At 38.0% G+C, this 18,448-nt stretch carries 26 protein-coding genes; 15 read left to right on the top strand and 11 right to left on the bottom strand.

The genetic code is table 11. The features are described from left to right. Window position 1 precedes the first annotated feature (1 nt). Window positions 2-499 carry a phage regulatory CII family protein gene (locus ACN19N_RS05650; RefSeq protein ID WP_420002155.1) on the bottom strand — a complete coding sequence of 166 codons (498 nt, stop codon included), beginning with the start codon at window positions 497-499 and terminating at the stop codon, window positions 2-4. A 29-nt stretch (window positions 500-528) separates the two neighbouring features. Continuing rightward, the gene (locus ACN19N_RS05645) at window positions 529-738 is read right to left on the bottom strand and encodes a Cro/CI family transcriptional regulator (protein WP_420002154.1); all 210 of its coding nucleotides are present in this window, start codon (window positions 736-738) and stop codon (window positions 529-531) included. Window positions 739-837: 99 nt separating this feature from the next. Between ACN19N_RS05645 and ACN19N_RS05640 the strand changes: the two genes are divergently transcribed. The 11 genes from ACN19N_RS05640 to ACN19N_RS05590 all read left to right on the top strand — a co-directional run bounded on the left by ACN19N_RS05640 (window position 838) and on the right by ACN19N_RS05590 (window position 7,200). Then, window positions 838-1,479, top strand: coding sequence for a LexA family protein (locus tag ACN19N_RS05640; RefSeq protein ID WP_420002153.1), 642 nt, complete (start codon window positions 838-840; stop codon window positions 1,477-1,479). Between the two features lie 108 nt (window positions 1,480-1,587). Next, window positions 1,588-1,881: a hypothetical protein gene (locus ACN19N_RS05635; RefSeq protein WP_420002152.1), complete on the top strand. Its 294-nt coding sequence runs from the start codon at window positions 1,588-1,590 to the stop codon at window positions 1,879-1,881. A gap of 2 nt (window positions 1,882-1,883) precedes the next feature. Next, entirely contained in the window at window positions 1,884-2,075 is a 192-nt protein-coding gene (locus ACN19N_RS05630; protein ID WP_420002151.1) for a hypothetical protein, read from the top strand. Window positions 2,076-2,162: 87 nt separating this feature from the next. Then, complete coding sequence (locus ACN19N_RS05625; protein WP_420002150.1) at window positions 2,163-2,867, top strand: hypothetical protein; 705 nt, start codon at window positions 2,163-2,165, stop codon at window positions 2,865-2,867. After that, complete coding sequence (locus ACN19N_RS05620) at window positions 2,864-3,694, top strand: 3'-5' exonuclease (RefSeq protein WP_420002149.1); 831 nt, start codon at window positions 2,864-2,866, stop codon at window positions 3,692-3,694. Before ACN19N_RS05625 ends, ACN19N_RS05620 begins: the two co-directional genes overlap by 4 nt. A gap of 10 nt (window positions 3,695-3,704) precedes the next feature. After that, window positions 3,705-3,950: a hypothetical protein gene (locus ACN19N_RS05615; RefSeq protein WP_420002148.1), complete on the top strand. Its 246-nt coding sequence runs from the start codon at window positions 3,705-3,707 to the stop codon at window positions 3,948-3,950. Next, entirely contained in the window at window positions 3,940-4,143 is a 204-nt protein-coding gene (locus ACN19N_RS05610) for a transcriptional regulator (RefSeq protein ID WP_314370397.1), read from the top strand. Before ACN19N_RS05615 ends, ACN19N_RS05610 begins: the two co-directional genes overlap by 11 nt. Window positions 4,144-4,385: 242 nt before the next feature. Next, window positions 4,386-4,760, top strand: a complete 375-nt coding sequence (locus tag ACN19N_RS05605; RefSeq protein ID WP_269228289.1) for an MCR_0457 family protein — start codon at window positions 4,386-4,388, stop codon at window positions 4,758-4,760. 146 nt (window positions 4,761-4,906) lie between these two features. Next, complete coding sequence (locus ACN19N_RS05600) at window positions 4,907-5,308, top strand: MCR_0457 family protein (RefSeq protein ID WP_269228290.1); 402 nt, start codon at window positions 4,907-4,909, stop codon at window positions 5,306-5,308. 113 nt (window positions 5,309-5,421) lie between these two features. Continuing rightward, on the top strand, window positions 5,422-6,570 hold the full coding sequence (gene dacC, locus ACN19N_RS05595) for a D-alanyl-D-alanine carboxypeptidase PBP5/6 (RefSeq protein WP_269228291.1): 1,149 nt from the start codon (window positions 5,422-5,424) through the stop codon (window positions 6,568-6,570). A 90-nt stretch (window positions 6,571-6,660) separates the two neighbouring features. Then, the gene (locus tag ACN19N_RS05590; RefSeq protein ID WP_420002147.1) at window positions 6,661-7,200 is read left to right on the top strand and encodes a gamma carbonic anhydrase family protein; all 540 of its coding nucleotides are present in this window, start codon (window positions 6,661-6,663) and stop codon (window positions 7,198-7,200) included. 210 nt (window positions 7,201-7,410) lie between these two features. On the opposite strand, the gene ACN19N_RS05585 is transcribed toward ACN19N_RS05590, so the two are convergent. Continuing rightward, entirely contained in the window at window positions 7,411-7,890 is a 480-nt protein-coding gene (locus ACN19N_RS05585; RefSeq protein WP_420002146.1) for an SMI1/KNR4 family protein, read from the bottom strand. Between the two features lie 514 nt (window positions 7,891-8,404). Here ACN19N_RS05585 and ACN19N_RS05580 point away from each other — a divergent pair. The 4 genes from ACN19N_RS05580 to purB are packed head-to-tail and all read left to right on the top strand — an operon-like array spanning window position 8,405 to window position 12,224. Beyond that, window positions 8,405-8,893 (top strand): NUDIX hydrolase, encoded by a 489-nt coding sequence (locus ACN19N_RS05580; protein ID WP_420002145.1) that lies wholly within the window; start codon window positions 8,405-8,407, stop codon window positions 8,891-8,893. 4 nt (window positions 8,894-8,897) lie between these two features. After that, entirely contained in the window at window positions 8,898-10,031 is a 1,134-nt protein-coding gene (gene mnmA / locus ACN19N_RS05575) for a tRNA 2-thiouridine(34) synthase MnmA (protein ID WP_420002144.1), read from the top strand. Window positions 10,032-10,049: 18 nt separating this feature from the next. Beyond that, window positions 10,050-10,781, top strand: a complete 732-nt coding sequence (gene hflD / locus ACN19N_RS05570; RefSeq protein ID WP_420002143.1) for a high frequency lysogenization protein HflD — start codon at window positions 10,050-10,052, stop codon at window positions 10,779-10,781. Between the two features lie 54 nt (window positions 10,782-10,835). Beyond that, the gene (purB, locus tag ACN19N_RS05565) at window positions 10,836-12,224 is read left to right on the top strand and encodes an adenylosuccinate lyase (RefSeq protein WP_420002142.1); all 1,389 of its coding nucleotides are present in this window, start codon (window positions 10,836-10,838) and stop codon (window positions 12,222-12,224) included. 112 nt (window positions 12,225-12,336) lie between these two features. Here purB and ACN19N_RS05560 read toward each other — a convergent pair whose 3' ends face one another. The 8 genes from ACN19N_RS05560 to ACN19N_RS05525 all read right to left on the bottom strand — a co-directional run bounded on the left by ACN19N_RS05560 (window position 12,337) and on the right by ACN19N_RS05525 (window position 18,365). Beyond that, on the bottom strand, window positions 12,337-14,010 hold the full coding sequence (locus ACN19N_RS05560; RefSeq protein ID WP_420002141.1) for a ShlB/FhaC/HecB family hemolysin secretion/activation protein: 1,674 nt from the start codon (window positions 14,008-14,010) through the stop codon (window positions 12,337-12,339). A gap of 2 nt (window positions 14,011-14,012) precedes the next feature. Then, the gene (locus ACN19N_RS05555; protein ID WP_420002140.1) at window positions 14,013-15,635 is read right to left on the bottom strand and encodes a YDG domain-containing protein; all 1,623 of its coding nucleotides are present in this window, start codon (window positions 15,633-15,635) and stop codon (window positions 14,013-14,015) included. Beyond that, window positions 15,636-15,734 carry a YDG domain-containing protein gene (locus ACN19N_RS05550; RefSeq protein WP_420002139.1) on the bottom strand — a complete coding sequence of 33 codons (99 nt, stop codon included), beginning with the start codon at window positions 15,732-15,734 and terminating at the stop codon, window positions 15,636-15,638. Next, window positions 15,727-16,371, bottom strand: coding sequence for a YDG domain-containing protein (locus ACN19N_RS05545; RefSeq protein ID WP_420002138.1), 645 nt, complete (start codon window positions 16,369-16,371; stop codon window positions 15,727-15,729). Before ACN19N_RS05545 ends, ACN19N_RS05550 begins: the two co-directional genes overlap by 8 nt. Then, window positions 16,349-16,585: a YDG domain-containing protein gene (locus ACN19N_RS05540; protein WP_420002137.1), complete on the bottom strand. Its 237-nt coding sequence runs from the start codon at window positions 16,583-16,585 to the stop codon at window positions 16,349-16,351. The genes ACN19N_RS05545 and ACN19N_RS05540 overlap by 23 nt, the downstream gene beginning before the upstream one ends. A gap of 151 nt (window positions 16,586-16,736) precedes the next feature. Beyond that, window positions 16,737-17,435: a YDG domain-containing protein gene (locus tag ACN19N_RS05535; protein ID WP_420002136.1), complete on the bottom strand. Its 699-nt coding sequence runs from the start codon at window positions 17,433-17,435 to the stop codon at window positions 16,737-16,739. Next, window positions 17,335-17,937 (bottom strand): YDG domain-containing protein, encoded by a 603-nt coding sequence (locus tag ACN19N_RS05530; protein ID WP_420002135.1) that lies wholly within the window; start codon window positions 17,935-17,937, stop codon window positions 17,335-17,337. Before ACN19N_RS05530 ends, ACN19N_RS05535 begins: the two co-directional genes overlap by 101 nt. A gap of 92 nt (window positions 17,938-18,029) precedes the next feature. Then, window positions 18,030-18,365 carry a YDG domain-containing protein gene (locus ACN19N_RS05525; RefSeq protein ID WP_420002134.1) on the bottom strand — a complete coding sequence of 112 codons (336 nt, stop codon included), beginning with the start codon at window positions 18,363-18,365 and terminating at the stop codon, window positions 18,030-18,032. Window positions 18,366-18,448: the final 83 nt, after the last annotated feature.

Raw genomic sequence — 18,448 nt, 5'->3', positions numbered from 1 at the left:
GTTATTTGCCCCCAGCATGATGTAATTCAGCCATTGCCAACAAAGTTGCTGCAATACGAATCAAGTCATAAGACTCTTTACGAATGACAGCCAATTCATCTGCTGAAATCACACCGTCTTTGATCGCTGTGACAATTGACTGCACTAGGTCGCCATTTTCTTTAGCCAAACGTCCGACTTTCGAAATGAAATCTGAGTCAGACAAAACATTGACCTTAGGCAATTCAAACCAAGCCGCGTTTCCGTGAATTGCACAGATGCTGTCCATGATTCGAGCATCTTTGGTTTCAGCAAGAACACCTTCCAAATGATAAATATTTGGCTTGTGCGTTGGCGTAGTTGGGTTAAGTGAACTGCGGAATGTATTGATATTCCAACCGTTTTTTTCAGCAATATAAGCCATCATACTGTCATCGTTATGACGATAAACCGATGCTTTCAAAGCCATTTGAAGTGACATCACAGTCATTTGTGCTCGTTCTTTATTCGTAAGTTGCATGTTTAAATCCTCTCAATTCATTCATATTTTTAGATTTTTGACTGAGATATATTTCGTTTAGCTTTTGACTTAAATAGAGGATTTCGACCTGCTGCCAATTCTTTCACCTGAATCTCACGTAAAAGAGGTATTTCTTTGTCATCACCCCACTGAGCAACAGCAGCCGTCGTGATTCCCAGCTTTTCAGCCAGATCTGCAAAAGAACAATTCAAAAGTTTTGCCGCTTCTTGACGAGTCATGTAACACCTAAAAACTAATTTAACTTAGTTTATTTAATAGCAGTTAACTTAGTGCGTCAAGAGCTAAGATAAATTAGTTTTAAACTTAAGGCTTAAATCATGGAATCTATTGGTAATCGAATCAGAAACCTGAGAAAAGAGAAAAAACTGACTCAAAAAGATTTAGCGAAAATCCTAGGTATCACTGACGCAGCAATTGTTCACTGGGAAAAAGATGTAAATATTCCTAAATTAGAACATTTAAATATTATGGCACCAACTTTAAATACAACTATAGACTATATAATGTATGGAAAATCAGATACATCTGATAATGTTATAGATTTTAGACCAATTACAAGGATGCTTCCAGTTTTGACTTATGTTCAATGCGGTTCAATGACAAATGTACGATCAATTTCACCTCACGAAATTGATAATTGGCTACCTTCTCCACCAGATACAGGTAAAAATAGTTTTTATCTGATTACACAAGGAATCAGTAATTCGCCAGAATTTAATGATGGTGATTTTATTTGTATTGATCCAGATGTACCACTGGAATATGTTCAAACAGGTGAAATGATAATCGTATTTCAAGATGATGAAGCAACATTTAAAGCACTGGTTAGAGAAAACAAATCATTGTATCTCAAAGCTTTAAATAATAATTTTCAACCAAATATAATTCCTTTAAAAGAAGATGCAGTTTATAAAGGAAAATATACAGGCAAATTTACACCTAGTAAAAAATTCCTATAAGAATCAATTAAAAGATTCATTAAACTAAGAAAAATTAATTTAAATATTGACACTTAAACTTAGTAAAGTTAGTTTTATATGGCAAACTAACTTTACTTAGGTGCCCTTATGAAAAAATTCGACCCTCAATTTGACCACTTCGACGGCATTGTCGTTGGTCGCCTTGTTGCTGAACCACAGCACGATCTCGATTTCTATCGCTCACGTTCAATCGATCAAATCCAATGTGCAATTTCTAACATTGCACACGCTCACACCTACCCTGAATTTATTGCAGCAATTGCTCAGGCAAATGCATTTATAGACTCTGCTTATAATCTTGAAGTTATTGATTTAAGTGAAAAAGTACAATGGGTCGATCAAGTTCACACAGCTCATAAAAACCAGTTGATTGAGGCTTAAACATGAAAGAAGCCACTCAATTTACTGCCGTTTACGTTGCCCTATTTTTAATCCTGGGCGCATTGGTTTTTTCAAGCTTAAAGAGCTGCGCGCATTCAATTGATCAAGATGCAGAACGTGCTATTGCATACCAAGCACAATTCCAAAATGCCAACGAACATGAAGTTTTTGTAAGAAAGTTGGGAGATGAGTGATGTTAAAGACTGAACTTATAGTTGGATTGCTTGCCCTCATGATTCTATTGTTCGGCTATGCAATTACCACTGCACTGGAGAATAGCAATGCAATTCTATGAACCAGCCAGCAAAATTATTAAGCCTGATTTAAAAGCTGACGTTGAAGCATGGCTAGCCCAAGGTAATACAATTACTGAATTACAATTCGGACATTCAAACTTTAAAGATGGCAATATTCCGTATGCAAAACAACCCGTTCGGAAACTTGATATTGAAAAATATAATGCTGAACGAGTTACTAGACATACTCCAGTGAATCCCCCAAAAAAGGAAAAACCAACCAAGGTCAAAGTCGTTAAATTACGCCTAGTAAAACCAAAAGTTGTTAAGCCAAAGCGTGTATCAAAGCTCGTTGTTTATGGTGAACGTGCAATGATTCGTTTTCATAACATTGAAGTATTTAAAACGGCACGTGACAACAATCTCAATGAAATTGAAGCGCTTTGTATACACCATGGCTATACAGTTTATCGCTTTTATAAAGATCGTCCCCGTTGCTTGAAATGCGTTGACTGTTTTCAAATCAAAGATTTAGATAATCATAATCGCCAAACTTTGAACAAAGAGTTAATGCTAGTTGCTGCCAGCAACAACGAAAGAAAATTTACGGGTGTCTGTAAAGTTCATGGCGAAACACCATTTTTTATAATCAAAACCCAATTTTCAAGATCGGGGCTGAATTATAAATGTTTTGCATGTAATGCAGCTAACCAACTCGCACACAAAAAGAAAAAAGGAACTATTGCATGAATCGTTTAATGCTTGATTTTGAAACTCTCGACGTTGCTGAATGCCCTGTTATTTTAAGCATGGGTGTAGTTGTGTTTAATGAAGATGGAATTGTTGATTCATTTTTTGAAAAGATAGATCAGCATTCATGCTTAGACCTTGGCTGTACTGTTTCAGTCGATACCCTACTTTGGTGGGAAGAACAATCCGATACAGCAAAAAAATCCGCATTTGGTGGAACTACTAATATTGGCTATGCAATGGGTATGCTTGTTGATCTATATAAAAAATATGAGTGTGAGGAAATCTGGAGTAAAGGAGCAATTGCTGATATTCGATGGGCCAATAATATTCTTGATAAATTAGACATGAAAAAACCGTGGAAATTCTCAAGAGAAATGTGTTTTAGGACATATTTAAAATACTCACACAAAGTTGATTTTCAACCATCTGGCGAAGCACATAACGCGCTTGATGATGCTATTAATCAAGCTAGGCATTGGATTGAGATTAACAAACCAATGCCATTTCAGCATAATTTTCCAAGTCTTCTTCAGGCAGCAGCAAATTTTAAAAATAAAGATATTAGCTCTTATATTCAATTTTATCAGGGAACAAAAAATGAGGATGTAGAGTTAAATATTTATTTCACACATCACAAAATTATGGATGACGGAACTGATAACTATAGCTATTTAAGACTTTCAACATCAAATCATGAGTCAAGAAATCTACTTATTCATGATGCAATAGAAGCATTTAAGTTATTCAATAATGAATATGATTTCAATCCAAAAGATTGGGATGAAACAATGGATTCCAATCCATTTGAAGACTTGCCATTTTGAGGATTATCACATGACTACATATACAGAAATGCTTGAACAGCCTCAAATCATCACAAAAATTGAATCAGCGATTGGTGGGCAAATTGTTAGCGTTTACTTGGCTGCTGGATTAACACCACCTATTCCATTTCAAGAAAATGGTCGCTTTAAATACGTTGATCCAGCACCGCAAAAATATGCAAATCATTTACGTGAAGGTATTAAATTGTTTGCTGAGATCTTGGATGAATTGGAGGTAAATAAAAATGAAAATTGATCGTCGTGTACGCGCAAAAGAATTTATGGACTTACTTTCAATCAAAAAAGATGCATTTTATGACAGAGTGAAATCTGGTGAAATTCAACAGCCAGTTCGCTTAAATAAAAAAGATGTTTTTTGGCATGAATCTTATGTAAAACATAAAGTTGAAGAATTTAAGCAAGATTTAAATACCGTAGCCTGCTCATAGCAGGCTTTATTTTTAATAAAAAATAATAACAATTTTAAAAACGGGTAACTATACGGGTGATTTATATATAATAATTACAAATATTTATTAATAACAATATTTTAAATTATAAATAAACATTTGCTATTAAAATATTCACTTTGATCCTGTCTCTTTAAATGTTACTACGTAGTTTTTTCAATTGAATTATTCAGTGAATTATATATATTTGTAACTTCATAGTATTAGAAATTTATGCCGCCATGAGACATTTATCTACTTTTATCCGTGTTTTAGGGGTAAGTTTTTCACTTCTAACAGCACCCGCAATTTTTGCAAACACAACGGTTTCAGCTAAAGAAGCAGATGCACTTATCAAAGATGATATTGCCAATGCGCAAGTCCTCATTGAAATGTGCCCAAGCATAATTGGAAAAAATGCTAAATTTGACGAAAACATCAAAAAGATGGTGGCTTCTTATTTAAGCACCTATTCTGATAAGTCAGCTTCCCTTGAGAGTCTACAAAAGGATGGAGAATTCCAATCTTTATTGAAAGATGCTCGTGAAGCAGCGAAAGAAGTTGAAAAAGCTGAACAAAAGTCAGTATGTGACGATGTATTGAATTTTGAAGGCTAATAGCTCAATCACAAATTTGTGGTTTTAAATTTTAATATTTAAAGCCACACAACCCCACTTCCCTACAGCAAACATACAATTTATTCATATTTTTATGCTATAAGCTATTCAAATTCTTTAAGTCTTGTTTCTGAGTTTGAGTTCTTATGAAGAAAAGTTTTTTCAAAACACTAGGTTTATCATTTCTCATTACTTCTAGTCTTTTCACAACAACTGTATTTGCCGCAGAAAAAAAATCTGAACCTGAAAAAATTGAAGTTACACCAACATCTGAAGGCGTGACTCCTCAAGAACTTGCTGCAATTTATGTATTGTCAGAAATCTGCCCAGATTTAATTGGCAAAGATCTAAAATTTAATAAAGCATATGACAACCTCGTCAAATCATATTTATCAAATGAACCAAATGCTGTAGACATCCTCAATAAACGTGCTAAAACCAAAGAGTTCCAAGCTCCTCTTGCTGAAGCGCGTAAAGATGCCAAGGCTGCATCTGAAGATGATAATCGTCAAATTTGCGATGATGTTCGGAATTATTATTCTAAGTAACTGATTAGTTACAATACTGCATGAAAAAGCCGACTTCTGCCGTAGAAGTCGGCTTTGCTTTGTCCTAAAATGCTAGGCTCATCTGCTTCACACAAGATATTGGAACACCTAGAATGACTCAAAAAAGCGCTCTTGCTGCATTATTACTTTTGCCAAGCCTTTCATATGCAGCGACTGTCCTACCGTCTCCACCAGAATTAAATAATAAATCCTATGTATTGATGGATTACGAGACAGGACAAATCCTTGCTGCAAAAAACGAAAATGAAAAACTCGCACCCGCTTCTATGACCAAAATGATGACAAGCTACATCATAGAACAAAAACTTTTAAAGGGTGAATTAACAGACAACGAACAAGTCCGTATGAATGAATCAGCATGGTGTCGTGGTACCAGTGCTGAATCATGTATGTATGTACCATTAAATGGTACAGCAACTGTTCTAGAAATGTTACGTGGTATTATTATTCAATCAGGCAATGATGCATCTAAAGCAATGGCCGAACACATTGCGGGCAACGAGGGTACATTTGCCCACATGATGAACCAAGAAGCCAAACGTATTGGTATGGTGAATACTCACTTTATCAATGCAACAGGTATGCCTGCTGAAGGTCATTACTCAACTGCTAAAGATATGGCTGTACTAGCGCAACATATTATTAAAGATAGCTCTAAATACTATCCAATCTATTCGGAAAAAGAATTTACGTTTAATGGTATTAAACAAGGCAACCGTAATGCTTTGCTTTATACAGATCCAAGTGTTGATGGTTTAAAAACAGGACATACTGATGAAGCGGGTTATTGCCTAACCACTTCAAGTAAACGTGGACCAATGCGTTTGATCTCAGTGATCTTTGGCACACCAAGCATGAATGAACGTGCTAGTCAAACTCGTACATTGTTAGCATGGGGCTTTGCAAACTTCGAGACTGCAAATGTACAACCTGCTAACCAAGTGCTTGCTAAAGCCAAAGTATGGTTTGGTAAAGAAGATAATGTTCAAATTGGTCTTGCTGAAAACTTCAACGTAACCATGCCTAAAGGTCAAGCGGACAAAATCAAAACTCAGCTTGTAGTTCAACCTAAATTGAATGCGCCTTTAGCCAAAGGTCAAGTTGTGGGTAAATTAGTGGCAAGCCTTGATGGTAAAGTCATTGCAGAGAAACCACTGGTTGCATTAAAGCCTGTTGAAGAAGCAAGCTTCTTTGCACGTATGATTGACCATATCAAAATGTTCTTCAGTAACTTATTCTAATTTTAGAATAGACTAATTAAGCATTCATGCTCTTGGGCATGAATGCTTTTTTATTTTATAATTCCATCATATTTTGTTTTGAAGCTTCTAATGACTAAGAACATTCGTCCGTATCTCGATCAAACACCTGATGTTGATTCAAGCTGTTATGTAGATGACATGTCTGTGGTAATTGGTGATGTCAAATTAGCAGAGAATGTTTCTGTTTGGCCCTTTGCCGTAATTCGTGGTGATGTCAATTCTATTCAAATTGGCAAAAATAGTAATGTACAAGATCATTGTATGTTGCATGTCAGCCATAAAAATCAAGCTAAACCAAACGGTTCACCTCTCGTCATTGGCGAAGATGTGACGGTTGGACATCATGTAACTTTGCATGGTTGTACCATTGGTAATCGTGTCCTGATCGGGATTAATACCGTTGTTTTAGATGACGTGATTATCGAAGATGATGTGATGATTGGTGCTGGTAGCCTTGTTCCGCCACGTAAAGTGTTAAAAAGTGGTTACCTGTATGTTGGTAGCCCAGTACAGCGAGTTCGTGCACTGACTGAAAAAGAAATGGAGTTTCTTCCTTATTCGGCACGTCATTATGTAAAAGTGAAGGATAATTATAATAAGACCAAATAGATCACCATTATATTTTAGAATATATAACTAAAAAACTTTGGAAATATTTTCACTTGGTACAATTAAAGGGTGGAGTACTTTAATGCGTTCAATTTTTATATAGAAAAAATATTTTATATAAATAATAAACCAACCATGAGGAATATTTTTCCGCAAGATTATACCTAAAAGTATACTTCGTAAGGGGTGGAATGAAATAATACTTAAGTACTATTCTTCACTCTCATAGAGTGATTTCATGAATTCATCAAAGTTATCTGCAACAAAGTTTACCACCATTGTGCTTTTACCATCATCATAATCAATAAAATCATCATGGTATACTAATACAATCTTAGGCTCTGAACTTTTAGGATTATCTCTATAATCAAAGCAAATATAATCACCATTAGCACATCTTCCAAACACAACAAGATTTTCTATACCATAATTATTTAAATCAGAAACATTTTCTTGTTCACTTAAAATACTTCCTCCTAAATAATTTTCTTTGAAACTAAAAAAATTTATATCCCTATTATCAGCCTGATCATAAACATTAGTGAAATCAAATATATTTTCTATAGGCTCTAAGGCATCATGCTTTTGCATTAGAGAAATATAATTTTTGGGTAAATTATAACCTAATTCACTTTGGACTCTGTGAATTTCGTCCAATGAATTTCGTCCATTATCTTCATAAACCTTCATGATTTTCTCCATTATTTACCATCTTTTAATGCATTTTGCCCCGAATGAGGAACTGCTTTATTAGAATGAAATTCATTTGATACAATTGCATGTTATTGCCTCGTTGTTAATTTTTATACCCAGAGAAAATCAGTATGTGAGCTTTGAATCGCATCAGAATTGCAGGAATATTAAATCTTACGGAAAACTTAATGCCATTGCAAAATAAGTGCATTTTATCAACCTTTGCAAAAACCTGTGATTGGAAAGATCCTTGGGGCTGTACAATGTACGCTGATCAATTAATTTCAATAGAGAATCCAAATTATGGAAAAGCTTAGATGTCTTAAATTATAGTTGAACATACGTAATAGATGATCCTGCATGACAATCGGCAAAAGACTTACAAAAATATATTAACGGAAAAATTAAAAGTCCATAATTGAATAACGGTGCGTCAAGCTATGATTCAATTTCCATAGCCAAAAACGCCCAAATTTTGTAGAATACGTTTTTTAAAATCATGGTGCTTTCTATGACCGCTTGGACACCCCATGTCACAGTCGCTACTGTAGTCGAAAAAGACGGACGTTTTCTGTTTGTTGAAGAACACAGCGAAGGCTTTGTACATACCGTGTTTAATCAACCTGCGGGACATGTAGAATGCGATGAGACCATTATTCAAGCAGCGATTCGTGAGACCTTAGAAGAAACAGGTCATCATGTTGAAATTGATCATCTGCTCGGTATTTATACCTATACTCCACCGATGTTTCCAGATCGTACCTATTACCGTTTTTGCTTTTTAGCACATGTCACGTCGGTTGAAGAAAATGCTCAACTGGATACAGGTATTGTTGGTGTAGTATGGATGAACTTAGATGAGCTACAAGAAACAGCACGTGCGCGTAGCCCATTGGTTTTAAAAGTAATTGAAGATGCCCTTGCTGGCAAAAAATATCCCTTATCGCTCATTTATGAGCAACCTTTCTCTCCCTCATTAACTTCTCATTTGGACGCTTAATTAGATGCAACAACGTGTCATTGTCGGTATGTCTGGTGGTGTAGACTCCTCCGTTTCTGCCGCATTATTACTTCAACAAGGATATCAAGTTGAAGGTCTTTTCATGAAAAACTGGGAAGAAGATGATGGTACGGAATATTGCACAGCACTCGAAGATTTAGCAGATGCTCAAGCCGTTGCAGATAAAATTGGCATCAAGCTACATACTGCTAATTTTGCAATGGAATATTGGGATCGAGTATTCGAGCACTTTTTGGCAGAATATGCGGCAGGTCGTACCCCAAACCCAGATATTCTGTGTAATAAAGAAATTAAATTCCGTGCATTTTTAGATCACGCCATGACCTTGGGTGCAGACTTTATCGCAACGGGTCACTATGCGCGTCGTGGTGCAAGTCTACAAAACTCACGTGGTGAAACCTACGCACCTTTATTACGTGGTGTCGATAATAATAAAGACCAGACTTATTTCTTACATGCGGTGCATGGTCGTGAAATTAACAAGACCTTATTCCCCGTGGGTGAAATTGAAAAACCTGAAGTGCGTCGAATTGCAGAAGAACTTGATTTAGCGACAGCGAAGAAAAAAGACTCAACTGGCATTTGCTTTATTGGTGAACGTCGTTTTACCGATTTCTTAAAACAATATTTACCTGCACAAGCTGGAAAAATTGTTTTGGAGTCAGGTAAAGAAGTTGGTGAACATCATGGCTTGATGTACTATACGCTGGGTCAACGCGGTGGTATTGGTATCGGTGGTATGAAAGGTGTGCAAGAAGGTGCATGGTTCGTATTGCATAAAGATATCGCCAATAACCGACTGGTGATTGGTCAAGGACATGAACATCCACTCATGCAAAGCACACAGCTTTGGAGCGAGTCAATTGATTGGGTCGCAGGTGAACAAGACATTCCAAGCACAGGATTCCGATGCACGGCAAAAACCCGTTATCGTCAGCCTGATCAAGCGTGTACAATTTATCGTGATGAGCAAACCGAAAATGGTATTCGAGTTGAGTTTGATGAACCACAAAGAGCTGTAACTCCTGGACAAAGCGTGGTGTTCTACTCAGGAGAGGTTTGCTTAGGTGGTGGTGTGATTCACCATACCAATGCACCTGAACCAGATTTTATTTAAGGAAATTGGAAGCGAAGCATGGTGGAGTTACCCTTTCAGCACGCCCAAGCGTTGAATGTTCGACAAAATCGTGCTTTGGCATTGGCTGCTGTGTTTCAAGCAACGCAGCTCACGCATATGACCGCGATGGCGGGACAGCAAAGTATTGGGGATAGTGGTAATTTTTATTTTGAGTTATTGATTAAAGCCAGTCTTAATATTCGACCCGCTACCAATAATGCCACTCAAACTTTAGATTTTTTTAATCAACTTGCTGATATTTCACTCGGTTTAAAAACTTTAGAAGGCTGTATTACTCAGCCTTTTAACACTGCACCCAAATCTCGTGTTCCTAAAATTTCAGCAGCTAAACTGCCCATGTCTTATGCGATGGCTTTGTTGCAATTAGAAAAGAAAGTATATAGCAATCCCGAATACGTCAAAATCATTGAAACAGCTCAGCAAAAAATATTAAAACAGCTTTCATTTTTCGATAACAATTATTTGCACCCAAGTATTATTGCCAACCTTGCACAAACTTATGTGGAAACAGCGGGGCAAATCAATCCTCGCATTCTCGTTCGCGGTAATGCGGAAGCATTTAAAGACATCAATCATACCAACCGTATTCGTGCATGCTTATTTACTGGCTTACAACTTGCACATTTATGGAAGCAGCTCGGTGGTAGCTCTTGGAGTATGATTTTTACTAAACGTAAGTTATTACAAGATATTCAAGCTCTCGCTCGTTTACAGTATCAGGTGGTATAAACCGATGCTAAAACGAATTTATTTTTATGTTTATTCCAAAATTAAGGAATCTGTATGAATGCTTTAACCGCACTCTCACCACTTGATGGACGTTATGCAAGCAAATGCGATGCGTTACGCCCTTTTTTGTCTGAGTTTGGTTTAATCCACGCTCGTGTTACGGTTGAAGTGCGTTGGTTACAAGCACTTGCAAATCGTGCAGAAATTATTGAAGTTCCTGCTTTTTCTGCTGAAACAAATGCAGCATTGGATGCAATCGTAACCAATTTTTCTGAAGAAGATGCGAATCGCATTAAAGAAATCGAACGAACGACGAACCATGATGTAAAAGCAGTTGAATATTTCCTTAAAGAGAAAATTGCAAACATTGATGAGCTACAAAATGCGGGCGAATTTATTCACTTTGCATGTACCTCTGAAGACATCAACAACTTGTCTCATGCATTAATGCTTAAAAATGGTCGTGAAGTTTTAGTTTCAAGCATGAAACAAATCCTCAATGCGATTTCTGCTTTGGCAATCACACACGCTGAACAACCAATGTTGTCTCGTACACATGGTCAAACTGCAAGCCCTACTACCTTGGGTAAAGAGATGGCAAACGTTGCTTATCGTTTAGCCCGCCAAATCAAGCAATTTGAAAATGTCGAATTACTTGGTAAAATCAATGGTGCTGTAGGTAACTACAATGCTCACCTATCTGCTTACCCAGAAATTGACTGGGCTGCACATGCTCAAGCATTTGTAGAATCTTTAGGTTTAGCATTTAACCCATACACCACACAAATTGAGCCACACGATTATATGGCTGAATTGTTCGATGCATTACGTCGTTACAACACGATCTTGATTGATTTTAACCGTGATGTTTGGGGCTATATCTCACTGGGTTACTTCAAGCAAAAATTAAAAGACGGTGAAGTTGGTTCATCAACCATGCCTCATAAAGTAAACCCAATTGACTTCGAAAATTCTGAAGGTAACTTAGGTATCGCAAATGCGGTATTGGGTCATCTTGGTGAAAAACTTCCTGTTTCTCGCTGGCAGCGTGATTTAACTGACTCAACTGTTCTTCGTAACATGGGTGTTGGTTTTGCACAAAGCTTGATTGCTTTTGATGCTTGCTTAAAAGGTATTGGTAAACTTGAGTTGAACGCGAACCGTTTAAATGAAGATTTAGACCAAGCACAAGAAGTACTTGCAGAGCCAATCCAAACTGTTATGCGTCGTTATAACGTTGAAAAACCTTACGAAAAATTAAAAGCATTGACTCGTGGTCAAGCAATGACGCGTGAGATGATGGTGAACTTCGTAAATGGTGATGAATTATTACAAGTTCCTGCCGACGAACGTACACGTTTGGCTGAATTAACACCTGCAACTTACACAGGTAATGCGGCTGAACAAGCGAAACAAATTAATGATCTAATTAGCAAAATCTAAGTTTTGTTGATTAAAAAAGCAAAGCCTCGGCTTTGCTTTTTTATTTCTTAATTTTGCTCGTTAAAATCATCAGAATCCCAATGATTTTAACTGATCACAACTCGGTTCTTATTTAAAAACGTTTACTTAAATTAAGCCAAGCTTCGACGTCATTACGCTTATCGACACTATCAGGTTGTGAGCCTATCGGGAACCCTACAGTTAATGCTGCTTGCCATTGCATCGCATTTGACCAGTTTAGTCCAAAACCTGCACTACTAATCTGTTCTATATTTTTGCCTGTTAAACCACTCCACTCTCGTGCTTGGTGTTTAACCGTTGCTGTATCGACATAGATCTTCGCTGCAAGTTGATTTTGTGCAGAAGCATATAAACTCTGTCTAAGTTCAGACAAAACGTAATATCCAGTTGAACCACTTAACGCACTATTCTTATATCCTGCAATATTCGACGCACCACCAACACTAAATTGCTGAGCGCTATCTAAATTATCAGGGCTATATTGTGCTTGTAAAGCTGCATAGATTTGGGTTTTTGAACCATTTAAATTTTGCAAGCGAGAGACATTCATAAAGGCACTAACAAATTCACCTTGTGTTTTTGCCGTTGCTTGATCACCAAGTTCTGCCATCGCATTTTTAAAATTAACCCGTCCAATATCTGTTGCAACGCCAAGTTGAGTTAAACCGCCACCTGCAAAATCATCATATTGAGAAGCATCTAAACGAATACGCCCAACATCAATATTCCGATCCCGATAAATTTCTGCGACGTTAATATCATCTTTCAGGCGTTTATGATCATATTCCACACCCAAAATCACTTCACTACGATTATTCAATAATATTGGTTGATTCAACCATACACTGATTTGTTGTGCTGTGCCCGTCGCATCTAAAGCTTTATATTCTTTACCTAACTCATAGGCTAAATCAGAATAACTCGCACCTAGACGTGTACCGATACCATTCATTGTTGCTTCGTAGGCCAGTCGACCAAAGTTTAGATTGCCCGATGTCATGCCATCCACAGTCAAGCGATCACCCAAACCCAAAGCATTATTGACTGCAACGCCAGCATTTAAACGCACTTCATGGGTATATTCATTGCCATAATTATCTAAACCGACATAGCCTGTCAGTGATGATGTTGGCTGAATATCAATTGTTAAATCACTAGTTCCAGCATAACGCCCTGCGCTAATGATATTACGTGTTTGAATCCCATCTAAACGATTCAACAATTTAAGCTGCTGCTGTAAAGTCGCCGAATCAATAATATTGCCTGATTGTAGAGGCTGCAAAATAGCTTGGATTAAGTGTGGCGAAGTTTTGGTTTGATTATTGATAATGATACGATCATATTTTGCCTCCAAAATCGCAATCTTAACCACACCATTTTTCAAACTTTGTACAGGTAAATACGCCCGACTATAGGGATAACCCTGCTGTTGATAATAAGTCGTAATCCGTTTCGTCAATTGCTGTAAATCAGCAAGTGTCAACATCTTAGTTTCAGCATCGGCAACCAAAGCATGTAAATCTGGTGTGCTAATGCTTTGATTTCCTGTAATTACAATCTGTTCAACTTTAACTTGCTGTTGAGCATCTGCTTGCGCGATTTGCATTTGTGCAGGCTGCTCAATATTCACCTCAGCTTGAGATTGGTATTGCTGTATGGTTTGCTGTTGAAGAAGTAGTCCAGCATTTGGCACATTATCTGCAAAAACTGAAAAACTACTCAGTGAAAGCATACTGATCAATAATGTAGGCTTCGGATATAACATAATTAAAAATTCCCCGTTAAGGTGTGAATACCATCCATGTTGATACCATCACCAATAATTTCTATTTCGATGTTATCCGACTGTTTTGGTTTATTTGCTTGTGGAGCAAAATGAATCGCTCGCTGATATGGATTACCTAATAAATCTTGCCAAATTGAGAGATTAGGTTGGCTCGGTTTTTCAGGTCCGATAGGTGGTTTTGGATCGACCAATGGCGCTTCAATTTTCAACATTCCAGCAGTAAATGTCAGATCATAGTTCTGATCATGACCACTGACCTGATTCTGATAGTTCCCTGTTGAAATGGCGCTTGCACCTGTCGCCGTTACATTTGTTAAAACTTCAGCACGTTCCCCATTCACTAAGCCTTGAGCAGTGAAACCATTGACTTGTTGTTGCTGACCGTTATAAGTCGTCGTTAAACTATTACCAATGACTTGTGCTTTGGCTTTTGCAATATTCGCTTGAGTCTGACTATTCGCTTGTAAGCTATAGTTCGCTGCATCTGTACCACTTAAATTACCTGATACATTTACAGTTTTATTCGAACCTGCATTTTTATCGGTGAATTGTCCTTGCGCATTTAGGTTAACTTGGTCACCTGTAATCAAACCATTCAAGCTACCATTTACGATCGCACTGGTTGTACCATCGTAAACTTTATCTTGAGCTGTCAATACACCTGTAATTTGTTTCTTGCTGATACTCGCTTGAGTCTGACTATTCGCTTGTAGGCTATAGTTGCCTGCATCTGTACCACTTAAATTACCTGATACATTTACATTCTTGTTTGAACCTGCATTTTTATCCGCAAACTGTCCTTGCGCATTTAGCTTAACTTGGTCACCTGTGATCAAACCATTCAAGCTGCCATTCACGATCGCACTGGTTGTACCATCGTAAACTTTGTCTTGAGCAGTGATACTACCTGTGATTTGCTTTTTACTGATATTAGCTTGTGCGGATGTATTGGCTAAAAGATCGTAATTACCTGCATCTGTACCCGTTAAGTTTCCTGATACATTTACATTTTTATTCGAACCTGCATTTTTATCCGCAAACTGTCCTTGCGCATTCAGGTTGACTTGGTCACCTGTGATCAAACCATTCAAGCTGCCATTCACGATCGCACTGGTTGTACCATCGTAAACTTTGTCTTGAGCAGTAATGCTGCCCGTGATTTGTTTCTTACTGATGTTAGCCGTCACTTGTCCAGTGGTGGTGAGTTCATAGTTGCCTGCATCCAATCCAACCAAGCTACTTGAAGCTGTGACAACTTTATTTTGACCTGCGTTCTTATCTACAAACTGTCCTGTTGTACCAACACTGACTTGATCGCCCGTAATCACATCACTTGCGTTCAAACTACCATTTACAATTGCACTGGTTGTACCATCGTAAACTTTGTCCTGAGCAGTCAATACACCTGTAATTTGTTTCTTGCTGATGTTGGCAGTCACTTGTCCAGTGGTGGTGAGTTCATAGTTGCCTGCATCCAATCCAACCAAGCTACTTGAAGCTGTGACAACTTTATTTTGACCTGCGTTCTTATCTGCAAACTGCCCTTGCGCATTTAGGTTGACTTGGTCACCTGTGATCACATCACTGCCCTTGCGCATTTGCATTCAAGCTGTTAAATTACCTGATACATTTACATTCTTGTTTGAACCTGCATTTTTATCTGCAAATTGCCCTTGCGCATTTAGGTTGACTTGGTCACCCATTTACTTGATCACCAGTGATGACACTACCTGCGTTTAATGCACCACTTACAATCGCACTGGTTGTACCATCGTAAACTTTATCTTGAGCAGTAATGCTGCCCGTGATTTGTTTCTTACTGATGTTAGCCGTCACTTGTCCAGTGGTGGTGAGTTCATAGTTGCCTGCATCCAATCCAACCAAGCTACTTGAAGCTGTGACAACTTTATTTTGACCTGCGTTCTTATCTACAAACTGTCCTGTTGTACCCACACTGACTTGATCGCCTGTAATCACATCACTTGCATTCAAGCTGCCATTCACGATCGCACTGGTTGTGCCATCGTAAACTTTGTCTTGAGCTGTTAATACACCTGTGATTTGTTTCTTGCTAATGTTGGCTTGAGTCTGACTATTCGCTTGTAAGCTATAGTTCGCTGCATCTGTACCAGTTAAATTACCTGATACATTTACATTCTTGTTTGAACCTGCATTTTTATCTGCAAATTGTCCTTGCGCATTTAGGTTGACTTGGTCACCTGTGATCAAACCATTCAAACTACCATTTACAATTGCATTGGTTGTGCCATCGTAAACTTTATCCTGAGCTGTTAATACTTGCATTGTACCACTTAAATTACCTGCTTGTTTGACCTGCATTTTTATCTGCAAATTGCCCTTGCGCATTTAGGTTCACTTGATCACCAGTGATGACACTACCTGCGTTTAATGCACCACTTACAATCGCACTGGTTGTACCATCGTAAACTTTATCTTGAGCAGTAATGCTGCCCGTGATTTGTTTCTTACTGATGTTAGCCGTCACTTGTCCAGTGGTGGTGAGTTCATAGTTGCCTGCATCCAATCCAACCAAGCTACTTGAAGCTGTGACAACTTTATTTTGACCTGCGTTCTTTTACAAACTTCCTGTTGTACCCACACTGACTTTCGCCTGTAATCACACCTGCATTCAAGCTGCCATTATCTGCAAAGCTGTCCTTGCGCATTTAGGTTGACTTGGTCAGTTAAATTACCTGTGATTGAAAACCATTCAAGCTACCATTTACAATTGCATTGGTTGTACCATCGTAAACTTTATCTTGAGCAGTCAATACACCTGTAATTTGTTTCTTGCTAATGTTGGCTTGAGTCTGACTATTCGCTTGTAAGCTATAGTTCGCTGCATCTGTACCAGTTAAATTACCTGATACATTTACATTCTTGTTTGAACCTGCATTTTTATCTGCAAATTGTCCTTGCGCATTTAGGTTGACTTGGTCACCTGTGATCAAACCATTCAAGCTGCCATTCACAATCGCACTGGTTGTACCATCGTAAACTTTGTCTTGAGCTGTTAATACACCTGTGATTTGTTTCTTGCTAATGTTGGCTTGAGTCTGACTATTCGCTTGTAAGCTATAGTTGCCTGCATCTGTACCACTTAAATTACCTGATACATTTACATTCTTGTTTGAACCTGCATTTTTATCTGCAAATTGTCCTTGCGCATTTAGGTTGACTTGGTCACCTGTGATCAAACCATTCAAGCTACCATTTACAATTGCACTGGTTGTACCATCGTAAACTTTATCCTGAGCAGTCAATACACCTGTAATACTGATGTTAGCCTGTGATTTGTTTCTTGCTGATACCTGTAATCGCTTGAGTCTGACTATTCGCTTGTACTCGCTTGAGTCTGCTATAGTTGCCTGAATCTGTACCACTTAAATTACCTGATACATTTACATTCTTGTTTGAACCTGCATTTTTATCTGCAAATTGTCCTTGCGCATTTAGGTTGACTTGGTCACCTGTGATCAAACCATTCAAGCTGCCATTTACGATCGCACTGGTTGTACCATCGTAAACTTTATCTTGAGCAGTGATACTACCTGTGATTTGCTTCTTGCTGATGTTAGCCGTCACTTGTCCAGTGGCGGTGAGTTCATAGTTGCCTGCATCCAATCCAACCAAGCTACTTGAAGCTGTGACAACTTTATTTTGACCTGCGTTCTTATCTACAAACTGTCCTGTTGTACCCACACTGACTTGATCGCCTGTAATCACATCACTTGCATTCAAACTACCATTTACAATCGCATTGGTTGTACCATCGTAAACTTTGTCCTGAGCGGTGATGCTGCCTGTGACTTGTTTCTTACTGATGTTAGCTTGACTCTGACCATTGGTGGTGAGTTCATAGTTGCCTGCATCCAATCCAACCAAGATTAAGCCATTCTACTTGAAGCTGTGACAACTTTAATTTTACAATCGACAAATTGTCCTGTTGTACCCACGCTGACCATCTGTCAAACCATTTAAGCTCTTACAAGCTGGTTGTACCGTCGTAAACTTTGCTGAGCAGTTAATACACCTGTAATTTGTTTCTTGCTGATGTTGGCTTGAGTCTGACTATTCGCTTGTAGGCTATAGTTGCCTGAATCTGTACCACTTAAATTACCTGATACATTTACATTCTTGTTTGAACCTGCATTTTTATCTGCAAATTGTCCTTGCGCATTTAGGTTGACTTGGTCACCTGTAATCAAACCATTCAAGCTACCATTTACAATCGCATTAGTCGTACCATCGTAAACCTTGTCTTGAGCGGTGATGCTGCCTGTGATTTGTTTCTTGCTGATGTTAGCCGTCACTTGTCCAGTGGTTTGGTGAGTTCATAGTTGCCTGCATCCATCCAACCAAGCTACTTGAAGCTGTGACAACTTTATTTTGACCT

The organism is Acinetobacter sp. LF10, assembly GCF_048585715.1.
GTDB lineage: Bacteria > Pseudomonadota > Gammaproteobacteria > Pseudomonadales > Moraxellaceae > Acinetobacter.
Note: the sequence above shows the minus strand (reverse complement) of the source record. Positions and strands in the feature narration are given on the sequence as shown.